The organism is Paractinoplanes aksuensis, assembly GCF_024137025.1.
GTDB classification, from domain to species: Bacteria; Actinomycetota; Actinomycetes; order Mycobacteriales; family Micromonosporaceae; genus Actinoplanes; species Actinoplanes aksuensis.
The window spans coordinates 1-15670 of sequence record NZ_JAMYJR010000061.1 but is presented as its reverse complement, the minus strand read 5'-3'; the positions used below and the strand labels follow the sequence as shown (position 1 = coordinate 15670).

Here is a 15670-nt window from a genome sequence, read left to right as displayed (position 1 = left end):
CGCTCACAGAGTGCTGCCCCGGGAGGGTAAGTGGGGAAGGATCTCGCGACCCTCGTCTTCGCCCCCGAGGCTCGCGTCACCTACCGCCAGAAAGTCCGCCGCTGCCTCGACGTCTTTGCCCAGATGCTCCACCAGGGCGTCTTCGCCGACTCCGACGGCATGACCGGGCTCGAGATCGAACTCAACCTGATCGACCGGAACGCCCGGCCCGCGATGCGCAACGCCGAGGTGCTGACCCGGATCGACGACCCGCGCTTCCAGACCGAACTCGGCCGGTTCAACCTCGAACTCAACACCCCGCCCCGATCCATCACCGGGAGCGGCCTCGCCGACTACGAACGTGACCTGCTCGACGGCCTGCGCCGGGCCGCAACCCGGGCCGACTGCGGCATCGTGATGATCGGCATGCTGCCGACCCTGTCACCGGCCGACCTGGTGCTCGAAAACCTCAGTGCCAACGAGCGGTACCGCCAGCTCAACGACGAGATGGCGGGGGCCCGCGGCGAACAGTTCGACCTCGACATCCAGGGCGTCGAACGGCTGCGCAGCGCCAGCGCCTCGATCGCGCCCGAGGCGGCGTGCACGAGTGTCCAGTGTCACCTGCAGGTGCCGCCCGATCAGTTCGACCGCTACTGGAACGCGTCCCAGGCCGTCGCCGGGGTGCAGGTCGCGGTCGGGGCCAACTCGCCCTTCCTGCACGGCCGGCGGCTCTGGGCGGAAACCCGGATCGCCCTGTTCCAGCAGGCCACCGACACCCGGCCGGAAGAGCTCAGGGCCCAGGGCGTACGCCCGCGGGTGTGGTTCGGCGAACGCTGGATCACCTCCGTGACCGACCTCTTCGACGAGAACGTCCGCTTCTTCGCGCCCCTGCTCCCGATCCTCGACGAGGAAGATCCGATCGAGGTACGGCGTACGGGCGGAGTGCCCCACCTCGGCGAGCTGCGCCTGCACAACGGCACGGTGTACCGCTGGAACCGCCCGGTCTACGACGTGATGGACGGGCGACCGCACCTGCGCGTGGAAAACCGCGTGCTGCCGTCCGGCCCGACCGTGGCCGACCTGCTGGCCAACGCCGCGTTCTATTTCGGGCTGGTGCGCCGGCTGGCCGAGGACGAACGCCCGATCTGGACCCGGCTGCCGTTCGCCGCCGCGCAGGACAACTTCCACGCCGGCGCGGTCAAAGGCATCGAGGCCACGGCCTATTGGCCCGGCCGGGGCGAGATCCCGGTGGCTGAGCTGGTGCGATCGGTCCTGCTTCCCCTGGCGTACGAAGGTCTGGACCGCTACGGCGTCGAGCCGGCCGCCCGCGACCGGTTGCTGGGCATCATCGACACCCGCTGCCGGCTCGGCCGTAACGGGGCGACGTGGCAGACCGAGGCCGTACGCCTGGCCGAGCGGCGCGGGTCGTCGCGGAGCGCCGCTTTGCACGAGATGTTGCAGCGCTACACCGACCTGCACCGCACCAACGAGCCCGTCCACACCTGGCCGACCACCTGAGGTTGCTGTCACCCAAGGTCATCGCCCAACCCGTGGGTGGGTCGCTTGTCCGCGAGGTGGCTTCCCGCAAGGTTGGTCGCCTGTTTGCGAGGTCGACGGCTCACCGCGAGGTCGTTCACCCATCGCAAGATCGACTGCCACCACCGAGCCCGCCCTCCCAAGGGGGAGCCCCCGCTGGTCATTTTGGCAAAGACTGGGGGATCTTGCGGGCGGGCCTGTGGATAACTCGCGATTGTGGAAAGCGGTCAGTCCTTCGACGTCGGCTTGGGGTTGATCTGCGCGACGGTGGGGGCCGAAGGCGGGGGAGTCACAGTGGACTTGGGCGCCTTGGGGGGTTCGGAGGGCGTGGCGGCTTTTCGTGGCCGCGGGCGCGGCCGGGCGGCCGAAGCGATCTCGGCGTCGACGACAGGGCCTGCGGGCCTGCCGTTGGTCGGCTGAGCCGGAGCCGGTTTGTCGGCTTTGTCGGGCGTGGACTTCACAGCGGGTGCGGACTTCACAGCGGATCCCGGCTTCACGGTGGGTGCGGGCTGCGCAGTGGGCGCCGGCTTCGCGTTGGGCACGGGCCGTGCATCAGGCACGGGCTTTGTGTTGGTGGCGGGTGGTGCGCCGGGGGTGGGCTGGGTCGGGATGTCCTGGGCGGGGCGTTTTGGCTTGGGTGGGGCTGACTTGATGCGACCGAAGAGGCCGGTCTTCGGTTTGGCCGGCGGCGCTTCCTGGACCTTGGCCACGCCGGTGGGTGTGGTGGCCGACTGCGGGTGGGCGGGGGGCGGATCCAGGGCGGGGCGAGGGCTAGGAGCAGTGGCGGCGGCCGAGGACTGGAGGCCCTGGTCCGAGGACTGGAGGCCCCGGGACTGGAGGCCCTGGTTCGGGGACTGGGGATCCTGGGACTGGGCGCGGCGAGCGCGGCGTTCGGCCAGGGCTCGGGTGGTGGTCACGGCCAGGGCGGAACCGGCCAGGCCGGCCAGGACGGCGTACGGGGCGATCAGGTAGGCCGACTCGATCGGGCCCAGGGCTCCGGTCAGGCGCGGGGCCAGGGCCAAGAAGGCGATCGCCACCAGCAGGGGGCCGGCCGCGCCCGAGGTGGCGGCGCCGACGCCCCGGTCGCCGCGGCGGGCGGCGGGGGTGGCGGTCAGGGCGCCGACCAGGAAGGCGGCACCCAGGGTGAGCAGGGCGCTCGGCCAATAGATGGTGCCGTACCGGCCGCTGCTGGCCACCTCGGCGAACTGCCAGCTGGTCAGATAGGTGGCGGAGTCACGGTTGGTGGTCAGCTCGACCACGATCGCGGCGACGGCCAGCGCCCACAACCACACTCCGGTGGCCATGAGGTTGGCCGCGACCGGTCTCGACGACACGGCCCAGAACGCCACGACCAGGCCCAGAGCCAGGCCCACGGCGGCGTAGCCACCGGCGATGACCTGGGGCGAATAGGCGTCGAAGCGTACGGCGGAGCGGGCCGGGAGCGCGATCAGCGCGACCGTCACCAGGGCCCCGACGGCGGCGCAGGCGGCCAGGGCGAAGCGCCAGGCAGCGCTGGTGCGCGGGCCGGGCCCACCTCGGTAGCGACTGCCTAGGACGGCGCCGAACACCGTGGCGCTCGCCGTGATCCACGTCGCCCAGCCCAGACTGCCCAGCCAGGCGCTGTCGTCGGGGGTCGGCGTCACCGGCCACACCACCACACCCAGGCCGTAGCCCAGACCCAATTGCGCGGCGCCTGTTCCCGCCGCGGCGCCCGCCGCGGTGGCTATGCGTGCCGTCCAGCCCTTCTCGGCCATGGGCCGCACTGTAGCGGTACCCACCGATGCCTGCGAATCGGTGCGGCGCTGACCCTGTATCCGTTTCAACCGTAGCCACCTGGTGTGTTTGTCCTGCGGAGGCCAGACATGTCCCGCAAGATTCGATACGTTGACCCCTGCTGGTGAACGAGCCGAGGAGAAGGCGATGCCCGACGAGAGCGACGAGACGCGACGTTTCTCGCCCGGCGACGCCGACGAGCCGGAAAAGCCCGCGCCGGAGCCGGCCTCGGCGGACAAATCGCCCGCGAAACCAGCCGACCCCGACGCCACCCAAGCCGGTGGCAAGCCCGCTGACCTGGACGCCACCCAAGCCGGCGGTACCCCGGCCGAGCTGGATGCGACCCAGGTCGACGGCCCGGCGGTGGATGCGACGACCGTCGGCCGGGCGGCCGTGCCCGATCCCGACGACGAGGACACCCTGCCCGGCAAGGGCAGCCGCGACGACGACACCCTGGACGACGCGCGGCACGTGCCGACGGTCCGGGACGAGCCGACCGTGGTCGCCGACCGCCCGGGCTCGACCGCGATCCTGCCGCCGGTGAACGACGACGACTGGGCGCCGAGCCGGGCCAACCCCGCCTGGTCGGGCCGGGCCGAGGTGCGGGCGCCCCAGCCGGGCCGCGGTTATCCCGAGGTCGACTGGTCCGCGTCCGCGCCCCCGCCGCAGCGGGACCGCTGGTGGATGCCGATCGTCGTCGGCATCGTCGCGCTGGTGCTGCTCGCGGTGCTGGGCTGGGCGGTCTATCTGCTGGTGAACTCCGACAACGAGCCGACTCCGGTGCCACCGGTCACGAGCAGCGCGGCCGCTACTACACCCGGCGCGACGGTCAATACCACTGCTGCCGAGACTTCGACACCCACGCCGACGCCGACCACGACGACGCCCTCGGCGGACCCGTCGACCACGGATCCGACCAGCGCCGAGGTGGTCATCCCGGCGCTGCGGGGGCTGGCGTTGAGCGAGGCGCAGGCGGCTCTGCGGTCGACCGGGCTCAACTACCGGCTGATCTATCGCCAGGCGCCGGACGTGCCGCCGGGCACGGTGATCGACAGTGATCCGGTGGAGGGGCAGGAGGTGCCACCGGACACGACGGTCACGCTGGTGGTCGCGGCCGAGGCCACGAACACGCCGGCGACGCCGACCGAGACCACGCCGATCCCGGGCGAGGGTCAGAACTAGCCGGTCAGCGGTTGGTGCGGACCGTACGGGCCTGGACCGTGCCGCTGACCAGGCCGGGCTGGCGGCCGTTGCGCGCCCGGGGGTCGGGCGCCTTGCCGACGGCCCGCAGACCGCTGACCTGAACGAAGATCGACCGCCGCTCCACCGCGTCCCCCGCTGCGTTCAGCTCGTATCCGTCCAGCCAGATCCAGCCGTCGTAGGTCGGCCAGTCGTGGACCCGGATGACACGGAACAGCATCGGCGCTGCGAATTGGACGCTCGCCGCCTTCGTCACGTGGAGAACATCACCGGACCGAGGAAGCACGTCATCTCCTGCCCTGAAACTTCGTCGCGGGACGAACCTTGACACGAAAGCACCAAGTGTGCCCGGCAAAAACTGCAGTGCAAGCCCTGGATGATGCCAATCATCAAAAGCGTTGCACAACGTCACCGTCACCGATCCGTCGTACGCCCGGAAGTGGATCAGTCCACGTCGGACGGACATTAAGATCGGTACCCCGTAAACGATGGCGTAACCGAGGGTTGAGCGGGACCTGGCCACATCGCCCGGACGAGCGAAGTGACGTGGGCCATACCGAAAAGATTGCACCACGAGTGCGGTCGATGCAAGTTGCATGTCAGCCCTTCGTGATTACCGATCAGTAGGCAACGGTCAACTTGAATCGTTAAATGATCGACAGGAGACTGGTTGTTGTGAATCAACATCGCAGTCCCACCATTCGCCGCCGCCGGCTGGGGGTCGAGCTGCGCCGGCACCGGGAGGCCGCGCGGGTCACGATCGACATGGTGGCGGAGCGACTCGGTTGTTCCACGTCCAAAGTGTCCCGAATCGAGACGGGACACACGAGCGCCACCCCGGCCGATGTCGCGGCAATGTTGGACATTTACTCCGTTACCGACGAAATCAAGTCGGAGCTTGTCCAAATTGCCCGAGAAGCGAGGCAAAAAGGATGGTGGCACCCGTTTTCTCCGGTTCTAACGGGCGCCTATGTCGGGCTGGAGGCCGCGGCGAGGCTGGTCCGGACGTACGAATCCCAGGTCATCCCGGGTTTGTTGCAGAGCGAAGAGTATGCAATTGCGGTGATTCGGGGCGCCCAGTCGGGGGACACTGACCAGCAAATCCAGCAACGCGTGCGCGTCCGGATGGAACGCCAGTCGTTATTGATTCAGGACGATCCGATCGATCTTTGGGTGGTGCTCGATGAGGCGGTGGTGAGCCGGCCGGTCGGCGGCGACGAGGTCATGCGTGATCAGTTAGCCAGATTGATCACGACAGCCCGGTTGCCGAACGTCACGTTGCAGATCTTGCCCTTCGCGGCGGGCGCGCACGCCGGGATGGACGGCACGTTCGCCATTCTCGAGTTCGAGGAGGAAGGCGATGCCGACGTGGTGTTCACCGAGAACGCGACCGGCGGCCTGTTTCTCGAGAAGGCCGAGGAGCTCAGCAAGTACATCTCCATCTTCGAGACCATCCGGTCGACGGCCCTCCCGCCGGAGGAGTCCATCGGGATGATTCAAATGCTGGCAGAGGAGCCATTGTGGAAATCGAAGCGAAGGGTCTCCGGGTCGATCTGAGCCGGGCACAGTGGTTCAAGAGCACGCGCAGCGGGCCGAACTCCGACAACTGTGTCGAGGTGGCATTCGTGGACGAGGCGATCGCGGTCCGCGACTCCAAGAACCCGCACGGCGCGGCGCTGATCTTCACCGCCGCCGAGTGGGACGCGTTCGTCGGCGGAGCCAAGGACGGCGAGTTCGACCTCTGAGCCGTCAGATCCGCATCGGTGCGGCCGGCCCTCCCGTCCGGTACGGGGGAGCCGGCCGTAGTCATTTCTGTGCTCGCCTCGTTGAACGCCAAAAGCGCGGTCCGGACCGCGCACACCGGCGGGGTCAAGGCCCCGAACGAGGCAGGGCAGACAGATGACGATTGGTTCGGAAAACCTCAGCGGCTCCGCGACAGCACAGGACAGGTTCAGCGGCGGAGTCAGCGCGTACCGGCAGAACCGGCGTGACTCGGCGCTCTCCGGGGACCCGTCGGACGGCGAGCTTCTGTCGCGCGGCAGCTCGTCGGGCCTGCCGACCCGGTCGCCGGGTCGGTCGCACAGCATCGAGGCGACCGGCCCGCTCGACCGGTCCGCCCACCTTCCGTCGCTCGATCTGCAGGGACTCAGCGAGCCGGTCTTCCCGTCGAGCGGCTGGCCCGACTCCGGATCCTCGCAGTCGATGGCCGACCACCCGCTGCTGCGTGGCCTGCTCCTGGAGCTGCCGGCGCGCGGCACACTGCCCACTTCGGACTGGCTGGACCGCTGGTTCGAGGCGGCGCGCTCGATCCTCGAACTGCTCTATCAGCAGGAAGCCCGCAAGGGCTGAGTTCAGCGGGACGAGTCGACCGGCGCCCGGAGCCGGTTGCGGCCGATCGGGGCCAGGACCTGCACGCTGAGCCGGCTGTGGCGCAGGCCGGCGCGGATCCCGATCGCCAGGACGGCCACCCCGACCACGGTGATCGCGAGGCCGGCCAGGTCGGCCCCCGGCACCTCGACCAGGCCGCCCGCGATGGGCAGGCTGATCAGTGAGGCCAGACCCGTGACCTGGAGCGGAACCAGGATCAGCGGATGAGCGGCGGCCGCGCGCAGGGCCGGTGGCACCGGGGCCAGCGGGGCCGTGGCGAAGGCGCCCGCACCGCGGCGCACCTGGGCCACCCGGCGCAGGGCGGCGGTGAGCACGATCAAGGCGGGAACGGCCGGCAGCAGAGCCGCCGCCGGCGCTGCCGATTCACCCGGCAACAGCGCGGTGACCAGCGGGATCGCGACGAACACGGCCGCACCACCCGCGACCAGCGCCGTGAGCAGCACGGCCCGGCGGCGCATCTGGAGCGCCGAACGGGCCGACGGCAGCGCGTCGGCCAGCAGCCCGGCCGTGAGCCAGACGGCGACGAGGGCGCCGGCGAGGATGAGGTCCGCGACGATGTTCACATCGACAGCGTTCACCGATGCGCTCCGACGCGAAACCGGGTTATCACCCCACCGGTCCCGTAGGGGAGGTGTCGTTGATTACCCCGAGACGATGCGGGGCCGAGCTCAGACGGCGAAGCTGGTGACCGGCTCGGTCGTCGGCGGGGGCGGGGTCGCCTTCCACAGACCGGTGCGCTGAGCGGCCAGGCGGGCCAGGTAGGCCGGGTTGAGCAGCACATACCGCTTCCACAGCCGCTTCGGCTCGAGGCCTAGGCGCCACAGCCATTCGAGGGCGTACTTCTGCATCCACGCGGGCGGGTTCTTGAGCAGCCCGGCGTGGTAGTCGAACGCGGCCCCCACGGCGAGCAGCGGCATGTCGAGAAGCGGACGCAACGCGTACGTGAAGATCTCTTGCCGCGGGCACCCGAGCCCCACCAGCACGATGCGGGCCCCCGACGCCTTGATCCGCTCGGCGATCTCCTCGGCCTCTCCGGGATGCGACGTCCGGAACTTCGACGCCTCCACTCCCGCGATCTTCAGCGCCGGGAACATCCCCTCCAGCGCCGGCACGAGCCGATCCAGCGTCGGCTGCGTAGACCCGTACAGATAAACAGGAAGCCCCTCAGCCGCCGCCCGCTCCACAACCTTCAACGTCAGCGTCGGACCGTAGACCCGATCAGCCAGCCCTGCCTTGTGCACAGAGTTCAAAGCCCACCGCACCGGCTGCCCATCCGGCGTAACAAGATCAAACGAGTTCAGCCGAGCGTTGTGAGCCCTGTCCTGAACCCCCGTCATGACCCCGTGCACAGCCAGCGCGGTGACCGCATACCCCCGCCGCTCCCGCGCAGCCTCCATGATCCGCTCAGTCGCATCCGCGTAGTCGGTGACATCAACCAGCACACCAAGCACACTGCGCTTGCCCGTAGCGGTAGCGGCAGTCACGGTCAGCACCCCTGACGTAGGTGGAAGTACGGCGATTTTCCGCCGCCGAGCATAGCGACCAGAACCCTCTTCACCCATCAGGGCACAAACCCCGGCACGATCCCGCGACCCAACAGCTACCTCTGGCTACCTCTGGCTACCTCTGGACACGCCCACCCCAGGTTGGAACCAGAACGTGACCAACCACGCAGAGCAACAACGAAGACCCCAAATGTGAGGAAAGTCCGCTTTCAAGCCGACCAATCCCCGGCGAAGCCGGCCCCGAACAACCAGAGTGAGATATCCCGCTCAGCCATCAACCGCACCGTGGGGTTTCAGGGGGCTCGGCCCCCTGAGCAGATATGACGAGGCGCCCTGGTTCGCGCTTCTCAGCGAACACAGGGCGCCTGCGACTCGTGGGGATGGGGGGAGTTGAACCCCCACGTCCTTTCGGACACACGGACCTGAACCGTGCGCGTCTGCCATTCCGCCACATCCCCGTGGCTTTATGAGTCAGGCCGAACACCTGACTTTTTGTTACTGGCTGCGACAGACTACGCTGTCGCACGTCACCAAGCGAGTTGATATCGCCCTTGACGCCAGGGAAGACTAGCACGGCGTCTACGGGTGTCATACGAGGGTCAGAAGTGCCGGTCGACCTTGCGCAACAGGTGCGCAAGCGGCGGCCGGATACCATCATGTCCTCGGAAGCCGAGGAGGAGCCGGTGAGCGTGCTGCAGCGCTTTGAGAAGCGATTGGAAGGCCTTGTCGAAGGGGCCTTCGCGAAGGTGTTCAAGGGTGTCGTGCACCCGGTGGAGATTCTGAATGCCATGCAGCGGGAGGCGGAGGCGCACAAGGCCATCCTCGCCGGTGGCCGCACGCTGGTGCCGAATCGCTACGTGATCGACCTTTCGCCCTACGACCACAGCCGGCTGGCGCCCTACGCCGCCGCGCTGGCCCAGGAGCTCGCCCAGTCACAGGCCGAGTTCATCGGCGAGCAGGCCTGGACGGTCTACGGCGACGTGATCGTCGAGATCGAGCGGGGCGACGGGCTCGACACGGGCATGTTCCGGGTCACCGCCGAGGTCTACACCGGTGGCGAGGTCGCCCCGGTGCAGCAGCCGGCGTACGACGCCGGCCCGCAGTACCCGCCCTACGAGCAGCAACAGCAGCAGCACGGCGGCTACCCGCCGCACGGCGGCGGCGGTGCTCCGAACGGGCGCGGCGGCGTGGGCCTCATCTCGGGCGACGGTCGCACCTACCCGTTGCAGATGGGCTCGACCGTGATCGGCCGTGGTGACCAGGCCAACCTGCGGCTGCCCGACGTCGGCATCTCGCGCCGGCACGCCCGGCTCGACTACGACGGCAACCAGGTCGTGCTGACCGACCTGGGTTCGACCAACGGCACGATGGTGAACGGCCAGCGCGTCTCGGCCGTGGCGCTCAACCCGGGCGACATGATCCAGCTGGGCACCACCACGTTGACGTTCCGAGTGGACGGCTAGGCACCTTGCCCGAATTCGTCCTCACCGTCGCCCGGTTCGGCTTTCTCATCCTGCTGTGGATTTTCGTGTTCACGGTCGTCGGGGTGATCCGCCGGGATCTCTTCGCCGGGGTCCGGTCCAAGAGCATCGTCGCCAGCCCTCGGGGGGTGGGTGGCGCGGTTCCCGAGGGCCGGCCGGCGAAGGCGAAACGCGGTAAGGCGGCCCGGCAACTAGTGGTCACCGCCGGCAACCTGGCCGGCACCCGGATCACGTTGGGTGAAGCTCCGATCACCATTGGTCGGGCCGAGGATTCGACTCTCGTCATCACCGACGACTTCGCCTCGGCGCGGCACGCACGGCTCGTTCCGCGTGAGGGCCAGTGGTTCGTCGAGGATGTCGGCTCGACGAACGGCACGTACCTCGACCGCGGTAAGGTCTCCGGACCCACTCCCGTCCCCCTTGGCGTGCCGATCCGCATCGGACGCACCTCACTTGAGTTACGGCCATGACCCTGACCCTGCGCTATGCCGCTCAGAGCGACCGCGGTCTGATCCGAGACCTCAACCAGGACTCCGTGTATGCCGGGCCGCGGCTTCTTGCCGTCGCCGACGGCATGGGCGGTATGGCCGCTGGTGACGTCGCGTCCAACATCGTCATCGCCGCGATGGCGCCGCTCGACGAGGACGTCCCCGGGGACGCCATGGTCGACGCGCTGCGTCACGCGGTGGGCACGGCCAACCAGCACCTTCGTGACACCGTGGATGCGAATCCGCAGCTCGAGGGCATGGGCACCACGCTGACCGCGGTGCTCTTCTCGGGCAGCAAGTTCGGCATGGTGCACATCGGTGACAGCCGGGCCTACCTACTCCGCAACGGCGAGTTCGCCCAGATCACCAAGGACGACACGTACGTCCAGATGCTGGTCGACGAGGGCCGGGTCAGCCCGGAGGAGGCGAGCAGTCATCCGCAACGGTCGTTGCTGACGCGCGCGCTCGACGGCCGCGACATCGACCCGGAATACTCGGTCCGCCAGGTGCTCAAGGGCGACCGCTACCTGATCTGCAGCGACGGCCTCTCGGGCGTGGTCAGCGCCGAGACCATCGGGCAGACGATGCGCGAGATCGTCGACCTGCAGGCCTGTGTCGAGCGGCTGGTGCAGCTGGCGCTGCGCGGCGGCGGCCCCGACAACATCACGGTGATCATCGCCGACGCGACCGACGGCGACATCGTCGAGCAGGCCCCGATCGTGGGCGGCGCGGCCTCGCTCGACCGGGGCAACAACACGGTTGCCGACAGTTCCACCTCGGCCGCCCGGGCCGCCGCGCTGCAGGCGCCGCGCCCGGCCCAGCCGCAGCCCGAGAACGTCAATTACTCCGAGCCGGAGCCCAAGGGCCACCCGGTGCGGGCCACGCTGCTCGTGCTGGTGCTGCTCGGCGTACTGGGTGGCGGTCTGTGGCTGGGTTACCAATACACCCAGAAGCAGTACTACGTCGGCGCGACCGAAGCCGGCCAGCTCGCGATCTTCCGCGGGGTGCCGGGCGAGATCGCCGGCCTCGACCTGTCGAGCGTCAACGAGACCAGCCCGTCCCGCCTCGACGACCTCACCGTGGTCGCTCAGGAGCGGGTCAAGGAGGGCATCCACGCGAACGACCGGCCGGACGCCCAGCGCATGATCGCCGAGCTCACCGACGACGTTCCGACCAACCCGAACCTCAAGCCGCTCTGCATCGTGCCCACCACCGAGCCGGCGGTCACGTCGGCTCCGCCGGTCACGCCTTCGACCGGCGGGAGCGCCCGTCCCGGCAACGCGACAGGTGCCCCCGTCAACGGCAGCTCGGTCACGGCCCCGCCGTCGTCCGCGCCCGCCACCAGTACGCCGTCCGCTCAGGTGTCAGAGACCGCGCCCGCTGCCGATCCGGCCGGGTGCCGGACCGTCAACTGACCTTCGGCTCGACCATGTCTGGGGATTCTTCTTGACCGCGCCCGCCGTGCCCGCCTCCTCGCCCGCTTCCACGGGCGAGATGGCGCGTATCCCGGGAATGAAGACCCAGCGCAATGCCGAGCTGGGTCTACTCGCGTTCGCCATGGTGCTGGTGGCGGCGTACGGCGCCACCGTCGAGGCGAGCCGCATCGGCGAGATCACTCCGACGTTCTGGGTGCCGGCCGCGCTGCTGAGCATCCTGTTCCTCGGTCTGCACGTGGTGGTGCGCTACACCGCCCCGTACGCGGATCCGGTGATCATTCCGGCCGTCGCACTGATCAACGGGCTGGGCGTGGGCTTCCTGCGCCGCCTCGACATCGGTGACGCGCTCAGCGAGAAGCTGCCCGTGCCCGGCATCTTCGCCGGTATCGGCGGCCGCCAGCTGGCGTGGACGCTGATCTCGCTGATCCTGGCGGCCGTGCTGCTGCTGGTGGTCCGCGACCACAAGATCGTTTCCCGGTACGCGTACACGCTCGGCCTGACCGGCATCGTGCTGGTCATGATCCCGGCCGTGCTGCCGGCCAGCATCTCCGAGGTCAACGGCGCGAAGCTGTGGATCCGGCTCGGGTCGTTCTCGATCCAGCCCGGTGAGTTCGCCAAGATCGCACTGGTCTCGTTTTTCGCGTACTACCTGGTCCGCAAACGCGAAGTGTTGTCGCTGGCCAGCCGACGGTTCCTCGGCATCGACTTCCCGCGCGGGCGCGACCTCGGGCCGGTCGTCACCGTCTGGCTGCTCAGCCTGCTGGTGCTGGTGTTCGAGCGAGACCTGGGCACCGCGCTGCTGTACTTCGGTCTGTTCATCGTGACGCTGTACGTCGCGACCGAACGGGCCAGTTGGCTGATCATCGGTCTGCTCCTGTTCTTCGGCGGCGTCTACGTCGCCTACCTGCTCGGCGCCTCGGTCGGCGGCCCGTTCGCCAACTTCTACGACCGTGCCCAGGTCTGGCTCAACCCGTTCGACAACGAGAACTACGAACGGCTGGGCGGCAGCTATCAGCTGGTTCAGGGTCTGCTCTCGCTGGGCACGGGCGGGTTGTTCGGCAGCGGTCCGGGCGCGGGCTCGCCGCGGTTCGTGCCCGAGGTGCAGAACGACTTCATCTTCGCCGGCATGGGTGAAGAGATCGGTCTCTTCGGTCTCTCCGCCCTCCTGGTGCTCTATCTGCTCGTCGTCGAGCGCGGCCTGCGTTCGGCGCTGGCCGTCCGCGACTCGTTCGGCAAGCTGGTGGCCGGTGGCCTGTCGTTCACCCTGGGTTTGCAGATCTTCGTCATCCTGGGTGGCATCACCGGCCTGATCCCGCTGACCGGCCAGACGACACCGTTCCTGTCGTCCGGCGGTTCGTCGTTGATGGCCAACTGGCTGCTGATCGCCATGTTGCTGCGCATCTCGAACGCGGCGCGCGGGCCGGCCGCCAGTGGTGGCGGCACGGACCGCTCGGGCGGGCCGAAGAAGGCACCAACCCAACTGCACGGCGCCATGACGGAGGTGATCAAGCCGTGAACGCACCCCTTCGACGGGCCGGCGTGGTCATCCTCGTCCTGTTCGGCCTGCTCTTCGCGAACCTCAACTGGGTTCAGGCCTACAAGGCCGACGACTACCGCACGAACGACTACAACCGCCGGGTGGTGGTCGCCCAGTACGAACGGCCCCGCGGCATCATCGAGGCCGGTGGCACCGGGGTGGCGACCAACAAGGTCACCGACGACGCCCTCAAGTACCTGCGCGTCTACCCGCGCAAAGAGGTCTACGCGCCGGTCCTCGGTTACCGCCCCGTCGGCCTGGCCGCGACCGGTATCGAGAACGCCGAGAACGATTTCCTCTCGGGTGAGAGCGACAAGCTCTTCGCCGACCGGGTCAAGGACATGTTCACCGGCAACAACACCGGTGGCGGCAACGTGCTGTTGACGATCAACACCAAGGCGCAGGAGAAGGCCTGGAAAGAGCTCGTCGACAACGAGCGCGGGGTCGACAAGGGCGCGGCGGTCGCGATCGACCCGCGTACCGGTGCCGTCCAGGCCATGGTGTCGATGCCCAGCTTCGACCCGAACACGCTGGTCACGCATGATGAGAAGGCGGCGTCGGCGGCGTACAGCAAGCTCAACAAGGACCCCGATCAGCCGCTGCTGAACCGGTCGACGGCCGAGACCAAGCCGCCCGGCTCGGTCTTCAAGGTGATCATCTCGGCGGCCGCCCTGCAAAACGGTTACACAACTGAGACCGAGATCCAGGCCGGGCGCGAATACCGCGAGAGCGGCGCGGTCATCCGAAACTCCGAGGACGAAGTTTGCCCTGGTAGCCAGATTGATCTGAAGGCCGCGCTGACCACGAGCTGCAACACCGGCTTCGCCCGGCTCGGCGTGACGCTGGGCCGCGACAAGGTGCTCGCCGCGGCCAAGGCGTTCGGCTTCGAGGACGACAAGCTGACCGTCGGCAACCTCGAGGGCGGCGGCCTGCCGGTCGCGATGAGCGACACCGGCAAGATCGCCAACCCGGACGGCGGCGTCGACAAGGGCGCGCTGGCCCAGTCGTCGCTCGGCCAGCGCGACGTGCGGATGACCCCGCTGCAGGGCGCTCTGATCGCGGCCACGGTCGCCAACGACGGCAAGCAGATGCGGCCCTACCTGGTGCAGAAGCTCACCAGCCCGGATCTGCGGACCATCTACACGGCTAAGGAGAAGACGCTCCGGACGCCGATCAACAGCCAGGTCGCCGGCGACCTCAAGGACATGATGGTCAGCGTCGTCGAGAACGGCACCGGCAAGCGGGCCCGGATCAGCGGCATGGAGGTCGGCGGCAAGACCGGCACCGCCCAGAACGCCGAGGGCGCCGACCCGCACGGCTGGTTCGTCGGCTTCGCCTTCAACGACAAGGGCGAGGCGGTCTCGGCCGTGTGCGTCATGCTGGAGAACGTGCCCGGTGGCCACGCGAGTGCCGAGGCAGCCCGGATCGCCGGGCTCATCATGAAGGCCGCGGCGGGTCAGGGAGGGGACTGAGAGCATGATCAGCCCTGGGGTGACTCTCGGCGGCCGGTACCGCCTCGACGAGCGGATCGCCGGCGGTGGGATGGGTGATGTCTGGCGCGGCACCGACGAGGTGCTGGGCCGGACGGTCGCTGTCAAGATCCTGCTGCCCGCGCTGCTCGACGAGCCGGGCTTCGCCGAGCGGTTCCGGGGCGAGGCCCGCACCATGGCCACGATCAACCACCCCGGGGTGGTCGACGTCTACGACTACGGCAGTGACCAGCAGCTCGCGTTCCTGGTCATGGAGTATGTCGAGGGCGACGCCCTGTCCCGCACGCTGAGCCGGGTCGGCCGGCTGACCCCGGCCCGCACGATGGCCCTGATCGCCCAGGCCGCCGACGCCCTGCAGGCGGCCCACGCCAATGGCATCGTGCACCGCGACGTGAAGCCGGGCAACCTGCTCGTCCGCCCCAACGGCACGCTGGTGCTGACCGACTTCGGCATCGCCCGCTCGGCCCTGGTGGGGCAGCTCACCGTGGCCGGCTCGGTGCTCGGCACGGCGTCGTACATCTCGCCCGAGCAGGCCTCGGGCGCGGTCGCGACGCCCGCTTCCGATGTGTACGCCCTCGGTGTCGTCGCCTACCAGTGCCTCTCCGGGCACCGGCCGTTCGACGGCGCCACCCCGATGGAAATCGCCATGAAGCACGTGCGGGAGACCCCGCGCGCGCTGCCCGGCGACATCCCGCCCCAGGTGCGCGTGATCGTCGACCGCGCCCTGGCCAAGGACCCCAACGCCCGCTGGCCCTCGGCCTCGGCCCTGGCCGCGGTGGCCCGCCAGGCCGCCGCCTCGCTGGCCGCACCGGCAGCGCAGCCGGCGGCCCAGCCGGCGCGCGGGGCCGGCCCGGTCA

At 69.1% G+C, this 15670-nt stretch carries 16 protein-coding genes and 1 tRNA gene; 11 read left to right on the top strand and 6 right to left on the bottom strand.

Going from position 1 to position 15670, the window contains the following annotated elements; genetic code table 11:
• Positions 1-30 precede the first annotated feature (30 nt).
• Positions 31-1497, top strand: a complete 1467-nt coding sequence (locus tag M1L60_RS44130) for a glutamate-cysteine ligase family protein (protein WP_253243596.1) — start codon at positions 31-33, stop codon at positions 1495-1497.
• A gap of 245 nt (positions 1498-1742) precedes the next feature.
• Here the strand turns inward: M1L60_RS44130 and M1L60_RS44125 are convergent, their stop codons facing one another.
• Positions 1743-3269: a Hansenula MRAKII killer toxin-resistant protein 1 gene (locus M1L60_RS44125; protein ID WP_253243595.1), complete on the bottom strand. Its 1527-nt coding sequence runs from the start codon at positions 3267-3269 to the stop codon at positions 1743-1745.
• Between the two features lie 166 nt (positions 3270-3435).
• Here M1L60_RS44125 and M1L60_RS44120 point away from each other — a divergent pair, with 166 nt between their 5' ends.
• Positions 3436-4470, top strand: a complete 1035-nt coding sequence (locus M1L60_RS44120) for a PASTA domain-containing protein (RefSeq protein ID WP_253243594.1) — start codon at positions 3436-3438, stop codon at positions 4468-4470.
• Positions 4471-4474: 4 nt separating this feature from the next.
• Here the strand turns inward: M1L60_RS44120 and M1L60_RS44115 are convergent, their stop codons facing one another.
• A complete protein-coding gene (locus tag M1L60_RS44115; protein ID WP_253243593.1) occupies positions 4475-4774 on the bottom strand; it encodes a hypothetical protein in 300 nt (99 codons plus the stop codon).
• A gap of 389 nt (positions 4775-5163) precedes the next feature.
• Between M1L60_RS44115 and M1L60_RS44110 the strand changes: the two genes are divergently transcribed.
• The 3 genes from M1L60_RS44110 (at position 5164) to M1L60_RS44100 (ending at position 6837) form a co-directional block, all read left to right on the top strand.
• Positions 5164-6045 carry a helix-turn-helix domain-containing protein gene (locus M1L60_RS44110; protein WP_253243633.1) on the top strand — a complete coding sequence of 294 codons (882 nt, stop codon included), beginning with the start codon at positions 5164-5166 and terminating at the stop codon, positions 6043-6045.
• The gene (locus tag M1L60_RS44105) at positions 6015-6233 is read left to right on the top strand and encodes a DUF397 domain-containing protein (protein WP_438862219.1); all 219 of its coding nucleotides are present in this window, start codon (positions 6015-6017) and stop codon (positions 6231-6233) included. The genes M1L60_RS44110 and M1L60_RS44105 overlap by 31 nt, the downstream gene beginning before the upstream one ends.
• Positions 6234-6387: 154 nt before the next feature.
• On the top strand, positions 6388-6837 hold the full coding sequence (locus M1L60_RS44100; protein WP_253243591.1) for a hypothetical protein: 450 nt from the start codon (positions 6388-6390) through the stop codon (positions 6835-6837).
• Between the two features lie 2 nt (positions 6838-6839).
• Here M1L60_RS44100 and M1L60_RS44095 read toward each other — a convergent pair whose 3' ends face one another.
• From M1L60_RS44095 to M1L60_RS48155, 4 genes are all read right to left on the bottom strand, one after another.
• Positions 6840-7439, bottom strand: a complete 600-nt coding sequence (locus tag M1L60_RS44095) for a hypothetical protein (protein WP_253243590.1) — start codon at positions 7437-7439, stop codon at positions 6840-6842.
• Between the two features lie 105 nt (positions 7440-7544).
• Positions 7545-8366: a WecB/TagA/CpsF family glycosyltransferase gene (locus M1L60_RS44090; RefSeq protein ID WP_253243632.1), complete on the bottom strand. Its 822-nt coding sequence runs from the start codon at positions 8364-8366 to the stop codon at positions 7545-7547.
• A gap of 390 nt (positions 8367-8756) precedes the next feature.
• Positions 8757-8839 (bottom strand) — tRNA-Leu (locus M1L60_RS44085).
• Between the two features lie 141 nt (positions 8840-8980).
• Positions 8981-9148, bottom strand: a complete 168-nt coding sequence (locus tag M1L60_RS48155; protein ID WP_253243640.1) for a hypothetical protein — start codon at positions 9146-9148, stop codon at positions 8981-8983.
• On the opposite strand from M1L60_RS48155, the gene M1L60_RS44075 reads away from it, so the two are divergent.
• From M1L60_RS44075 to M1L60_RS44050, 6 genes are all read left to right on the top strand, one after another.
• Entirely contained in the window at positions 9071-9844 is a 774-nt protein-coding gene (locus M1L60_RS44075) for an FHA domain-containing protein (protein ID WP_253243631.1), read from the top strand. The genes M1L60_RS48155 and M1L60_RS44075 overlap by 78 nt on opposite strands.
• Before the next feature lie 5 nt (positions 9845-9849).
• A complete protein-coding gene (locus M1L60_RS44070) occupies positions 9850-10332 on the top strand; it encodes an FHA domain-containing protein FhaB/FipA (protein WP_253243589.1) in 483 nt (160 codons plus the stop codon).
• Entirely contained in the window at positions 10329-11765 is a 1437-nt protein-coding gene (locus M1L60_RS44065; protein WP_253243588.1) for a protein phosphatase 2C domain-containing protein, read from the top strand. Before M1L60_RS44070 ends, M1L60_RS44065 begins: the two co-directional genes overlap by 4 nt.
• Before the next feature lie 79 nt (positions 11766-11844).
• Positions 11845-13302: an FtsW/RodA/SpoVE family cell cycle protein gene (locus M1L60_RS44060; protein ID WP_253243630.1), complete on the top strand. Its 1458-nt coding sequence runs from the start codon at positions 11845-11847 to the stop codon at positions 13300-13302.
• Positions 13299-14795 (top strand): penicillin-binding transpeptidase domain-containing protein, encoded by a 1497-nt coding sequence (locus tag M1L60_RS44055; protein WP_253243587.1) that lies wholly within the window; start codon positions 13299-13301, stop codon positions 14793-14795. Before M1L60_RS44060 ends, M1L60_RS44055 begins: the two co-directional genes overlap by 4 nt.
• Positions 14796-14799: 4 nt before the next feature.
• The coding region (locus M1L60_RS44050; protein WP_253243586.1) for a serine/threonine-protein kinase at positions 14800-15670 on the top strand (871 nt) is incomplete at its 3' end.